This window comes from Rhodococcus sp. FW305-130, from assembly GCF_058788335.1.
Window position 1 is genome coordinate 1 of the sequence record NZ_JBYTAP010000021.1, and the last position, 5,546, is coordinate 5,546.

At 63.2% G+C, this 5,546-nt stretch carries 7 protein-coding genes; 4 read left to right on the forward strand and 3 right to left on the reverse strand.

The genetic code is table 11. The features are described 5' to 3' along the window. Positions 1–128 (reverse strand): thiolase family protein (locus tag AC3WQS_RS31240; RefSeq protein WP_455769923.1); only part of this gene is annotated, 128 nt, incomplete at its 3' end. Between the two features lie 107 nt (positions 129–235). Between AC3WQS_RS31240 and mce the strand changes: the two genes are divergently transcribed. Together mce and AC3WQS_RS31250 are read left to right on the forward strand one after the other, a co-directional pair. Beyond that, a complete protein-coding gene (mce, locus tag AC3WQS_RS31245; RefSeq protein WP_492713574.1) occupies positions 236–709 on the forward strand; it encodes a methylmalonyl-CoA epimerase in 474 nt (157 codons plus the stop codon). 40 nt (positions 710–749) lie between these two features. Beyond that, complete coding sequence (locus AC3WQS_RS31250) at positions 750–1,793, forward strand: hypothetical protein (RefSeq protein WP_029255700.1); 1,044 nt, start codon at positions 750–752, stop codon at positions 1,791–1,793. A 7-nt stretch (positions 1,794–1,800) separates the two neighbouring features. Here the strand turns inward: AC3WQS_RS31250 and AC3WQS_RS31255 are convergent, their stop codons facing one another. Then, a complete protein-coding gene (locus AC3WQS_RS31255; protein WP_020908287.1) occupies positions 1,801–2,145 on the reverse strand; it encodes an Rv1322 family protein in 345 nt (114 codons plus the stop codon). Positions 2,146–2,164: 19 nt separating this feature from the next. Beyond that, on the reverse strand, positions 2,165–2,839 hold the full coding sequence (gene nucS, locus AC3WQS_RS31260; RefSeq protein WP_003945160.1) for an endonuclease NucS: 675 nt from the start codon (positions 2,837–2,839) through the stop codon (positions 2,165–2,167). A 42-nt stretch (positions 2,840–2,881) separates the two neighbouring features. Between nucS and AC3WQS_RS31265 the strand changes: the two genes are divergently transcribed. Together AC3WQS_RS31265 and AC3WQS_RS31270 are read left to right on the forward strand one after the other, a co-directional pair. Further along, the gene (locus AC3WQS_RS31265) at positions 2,882–4,474 is read left to right on the forward strand and encodes an adenylate/guanylate cyclase domain-containing protein (protein WP_492713573.1); all 1,593 of its coding nucleotides are present in this window, start codon (positions 2,882–2,884) and stop codon (positions 4,472–4,474) included. A 142-nt stretch (positions 4,475–4,616) separates the two neighbouring features. After that, positions 4,617–5,243, forward strand: a complete 627-nt coding sequence (locus tag AC3WQS_RS31270; protein ID WP_492713572.1) for a dihydrofolate reductase family protein — start codon at positions 4,617–4,619, stop codon at positions 5,241–5,243. Positions 5,244–5,546 lie beyond the last annotated feature (303 nt).

Below are 5,546 nucleotides of genomic sequence, written 5' to 3' on the forward strand. Positions count from 1 at the left end.
ACTCCGGACTTGTCGAGGGCGCCTTTGATGGCGATGCCGCCGAGGTCGGACCCGGAGAGGTCTTTCAACGATCCGAGAAGTCGACCCATCGGGGTACGAGCTCCCGCAACAATCACAGAACTGGTCACGATTTCCTCCGGCTGCAAAAGAGACATAGTCGTCGGTTCCGTGCGGCCTAAGAGCCAAGTCACATCCCGACGTGTACTCCTCAAACGGTAGCGCTACCGTGAAAGGTATGACACAGACCTCCCCCAGTTCTGCACTCGCACCTTTGTCGTCCGACCTCGTTGTCGCGATCGATCACGTCGGAATCGCGGTGCCCGATCTCGACGCGGCAATCGCGTGGTTCACGCAGCACCTGGGCATGGTGTCGACCCACGAGGAAATCAACGAATCGCAGGGCGTGCGCGAAGCCATGCTCTCCGTCGTCGGCTCCCCCGCCGGATCCACTGCCGTTCAGCTGCTCGCACCACTGGACGAGAACTCGACCATCGCCAAGTTCATCGACCGAAGCGGCCCCGGACTGCAGCAGCTCGCCTACCGGGTCACCGACATCGACGCCATCTCCGCCGAGCTTCGCGAGCGCGGCGTTCGGTTGCTGTACGACGCTCCCCGGCGCGGTACGGCCAACTCGCGCATCAACTTCATTCACCCGAAGGACGCCGGCGGCGTCCTGGTGGAACTGGTCGAACCCGACGCGAGCCACTAGCAGACCCGACTCCAGCTCGTATGCCAGGTAGATTGTCGCCATGGCATACGAGCAGGACCGCGGTTCGATCCAACTTCCGTTCCAGATCGCACGGAAGGGATACGACCGCGACGAGGTACGTAACTACTTCGAGCGATTCGACGCGGAGCTGCGAGTTACCGCGGCCGATCGTGATGCTGCCGCTGCGCAGGCCCGTGACCTTGCCAAGCAGCTCGACGATGCACGCGACGACATCGACGACCTCCGCAAGGACGTCGACCGCCTCTCGGTACCGCCCACCACTGCGGAGGGCATGAGCGATCGCATCAGCCGCATGCTGCGCCTTGCCTCCGACGAGGCTTCGGAGGTGCGCGCGAAGGCCGAGGCCGACGCAGCCGAGATGACCTCCATCGCCGAACAGGACGGCGCCCGCCTGCGCGGACACTACGAGTCGCTGATCGCCGAACTCGAGGACCGTCGCAATGCGATGGAAACCATGCACGAGCAGACCATGGCGCAGGCCCGTACCGAAGCCGCCCGGATCGTCGAAGCCGCACAGGCCGAGCGGGATCGCCTGGCTGCCGAGTCCGAGGCCAAGCGCACTCAGATCCGCGAAGACTTCGACATCTCGATGTCCGAGCGTCGCGCCAAGGTCGTCGCCGCCGTCAACGACCTGGAGTCGTCGAGCAAGGCAGAGGCCGAGCGTCGACTCTCCGATGCGTCGCACGAGGCTCAGCGCAGGCTGCAGGCCGCCACCGATCAGTCCGAGCGCAAGATCGCTCACGCGAAGGAACTCACCGAAGAACTGCGTGTTCTCCGTGGTCGAATCCTGGCTCAGCTCTTGGGCATTCGGGGACAACTCGATTCGGTTCCGGCCATGCTCGCATCGGTCAACCGGGAGAGCGAACTCCTCGATGCACCGCCCGCTCCGGTCATCGTCGAAGCCGAGGAAAATCTCGAGATCGAAGACAAGAAGGCCGACTCCGATCCGGTCGACTCAGAACCGAGTATCGACGAAGACGATGTTCTCGAGGACTCGGACGAGACCAACACCGCCGAGATCGACACCCGCGCCGTCGAGCAGCGAGCCCAGTCCCGGAACTGATCGACGCTCAGGACCACCGTCTGGTCAGGCTGCGAGTTCCGCGGCCTGACCAGCATCCGGTGTGCCAGTGTCGACGTTCGTTCGCGCCGCCCGGTTCCGAAGGCCACGTCACCACATGGGCGACACCGGGCCTGATGTCGTGATCACAACCGGGGCAGCGATAGAACTTCGTCGCGTTGGAGCCGGGTATCGGCCTCACCATGTACATTTCACCGCCCGGCCCTGGCTCCTCCCGGACCAGCGCCCCGCCGAACAACACACCACTGGGTGACTGCGATTCCGCGCTCGAATCCCGAGCACGCCGAGTATCCGTTCGACGGGATTGCTTCGGCGAAGGTTTGCGGCGCGGCATGGTTCGAGTCTAAACAGCGTCAGAAAAGTCGGAACTCGGTGCTTTCGGTACCACGCAAGGCCTCGTAGTCCAAGACCAGGCAACGGATCCCACGGTCATTGGCCAAAGTCTTTGCCTGCGGCTTGATCTGTTGCGCTGCAAAAACTCCCGTAACCGGCGCGAGCAGAGGATCGCGGTTGAGCAACTCCAGGTACCGCGTCAACTGCTCGACGCCGTCGATCTCGCCGCGGCGCTTGATCTCCACCGCCACCGATGCACCGTCCGCGTCACGGACCAGAAGGTCGACCGGCCCGATGGCCGTCATGTACTCGCGTCGTACCAATGTGTAGCCGGGGCCGAGTGTCTCGACATGCTCCGCCAGAAGTTCTTGAAGGTGTGCCTCGACTCCGTCCTTGATCAATCCCGGATCGAGACCGAGTTCATACGACGAATCGTGCTCGACCTCTTCGAGAGTGATCCGAAGCTCCTCGCCCGCCTTGTTGGTGACGACCCACAGGATGTCGTCGCTGTCGCCGGTGGTCTCGACCAACCAGCACGGCGGACTCATCCAGTTCAGCGGCTTGTACGCCCGGTCATCGGCATGAATGCTGACCGAACCGTCGGCCTTCACCAACAGCAGTCGTCTTGCGGTAGGGAGGTGGGAGGTCAGGCGTCCCACATAATCGACACGGCAACGAGCAATAACTAGGCGCACCGGACCACCCTAAGCGATCATTACGACTACTCTCGACACACTATGCAGCGAAGCCGTGTCCCGAGTGCGCCCCTTGGGTCGTGGCTGCTCGGATCCACCGACGAAAGCCCCAGGCGCCGCCGAATCCGCGTCCAGGCACTACTCACCGCCCCTCTCCTGGTCACCAACCTGATCGGAGCGGTGCTGGCGATCGTGCTCGTCGGATTCGTGGTTCCCGGACCCGAGATCATCCACCCCGAATTCGCGTGGATCAACTTTATTGCCGTGCCCGTCTTCATCGGGTGTGTCTTTCTCATCGGACTTCTGTGGGGCACCAAACGCCTCATGAGGGATCTCCGGTGGGCCACCGAGGATCACCGGCCAACCGAGCAGAATCAACGCGCGGCGTTGCGCGGGCCGTGGCGGCTGACCCGAGTGCAAGCCGTCCTGTGGACGGCCGCGCTCATCACCTTCACGACCATGTACGGAATCGTCGACCCCGACACCACTCCGAAAGTTCTGTTCACCGTGGCTTTCAGCGGTATCACCACCTGCGCTTTCTGCTACCTGCTCAGCGAGTTCGCACTCCGCCCGATTGCTGCGCGTGCACTCGAATCCGGAGCGCCCCGCAAGGCTGCCGTTCTCGGACTGACCGGCCGGACAATCCTCGTCTGGCTGCTCGGAAGCGGGGTCCCCGTCACCGGCTTGATGCTCGTAGCGGTCTTCAGCTTCATCCGACCTGCTTCGTGGCAAGCCCTCGCGACCGCGATCCTCGTCATCGGCGGGATCACTCTGTGCGTCGGACTCGGGCTGACGTACATCAACATCCGATCAGCCGCGGCCCCCATTCGGTCCGTACGCCGAGGCATGGAGCAAGTCACCCGTGGCGACCTCACCGCGTCCGTCGTCGTGTACGACGGGACCGAATTGGGACTGCTGCAGACCGGCTTCAATCGCATGGCCGAGGGCCTGCGCGAGCGCGAGAGGATTCGCGACCTCTTCGGGCGCCACGTCGGACACGAGGTTGCCGCAAACGCGGTTCGCCGAAACCCGGAACTCGGCGGTGAAGAACGCGACGTTGCCGTTCTCTTCGTCGACGTCATCGGCTCGACCACGATCGCGGCAACCAACTCCCCTACCGCGGTGGTCGCTCTACTCAACCGATTCTTCGACGTCATCGTCGACGAGGTAGATGCACACGGCGGATTCGTCAACAAGTTCGAAGGCGACGCGGCGCTGGCAATTTTCGGAGCGCCGACGACACTCGACGATCACGCCGGCAGTGCACTCGCCGCCGCCCGCAAGATTCGGCAGCGCCTGCGTGCCGAAGTTCCGGAAGTGAGCGCGGGTATCGGCGTCGCTGCGGGAATTGCTGTTGCCGGAAACGTCGGTGCGCGAGAAAGATTCGAGTACACCGTCATCGGTGATCCCGTCAACGAAGCAGCGCGACTGTCCGAGGTCGCCAAGACGGTTCCGGGTAACCTCGCCGCATCCGGACGGGCTGTGGCCGCCGCTGACAGCGCCGAAGCCGCACAGTGGTCGATCACCGAGAACATCACCCTTCGTGGCCGCCTCGAACAGACCGAGCTCGCGATTCCCTGCGACGCCTTGGAGTCCGAGTCCACCCCGGCAGACTCGGTGCCCGTTCAGCCCTGATCTCACCGCCCACCTTGAGCGAACGGCACGTTCGGTCGATCCAAGGCGATGAACGCCACGTTCGCTCGATGATTTTCCCGCGTCCCGACGGTCTATATCGAAACAGCGGAAATCCGACGATGCCGGGGAGATGGGTACGACTATGAAACTGACGACATTTACCATCGTCACTCTCGACGGGGTGATGCAAGGACTCGGTGGGCCGGACGAAGATCGACGCGGCGGATTCGAACGTGGCGGATGGTCCGCGCCACTGGTGGACACAGAAGCCATGTCTTACCTCGTCCAGGTCTACCAGCGCGCCGACGCCTTCCTGTTCGGTCGGCGGACCTATGACATCTTCGCCGGTTATTGGGGCGCGTTCGAGAATCCAGAGGTCAACCCGATCGCAAGCGCCTTGAATACGCGGCCCAAGTATCTTGCCTCGACAACGGTCACCGATCCGCAATGGAAGAACACCACGGCCCTTTCAGGTGACACCGCCGCAGCGATCGGCGAACTGAAAGCCAGACCCGGCGGCGAGCTTCAGGTGCACGGCAGTGGCGAATTGTGCCGCTGGCTTCTCGCGAACGATCTCGTCGACGAGATGATCTTGCTGATCGTTCCGGTGGTCGTAGGCCGGGGCACACGACTCTTTACCGATACCGGACCGGATATCGCACTCGAGCTGGCCGAATCGCGAGCCACACCAAAGGGCGTGACGATCCAGCGGTATCTGCCCACTGGCCGGCCGAAGTATGCAACTGCCACCGCCGACGGCATCGACTGATCAGGGCAAAGCGCCCGTCGTCCTCGGTCGTGCGCCCGCCCCTAATGGTGTGAACGTATCGTTCCCCTCGTCTAGGAGGGTGAGAGTGTCGTTCACTCGGTCCCGGACGGGGTGGTGAGCCGGCCGTGCTCCCGCTCGTGATGGTGTGAACGGGGCGTTGGGTCGATCTGAGGCGACGAATGTACCGTTCACTCGATCCGGGGGTGTGCCGGCGACGGGATGTTTCGGGGTGTTTTGGGTACGAGAAAGCCCCCCAACCATCACTGGTTGGGGGGCTTCTCTACATTGTGTTCGGCGGTGTCC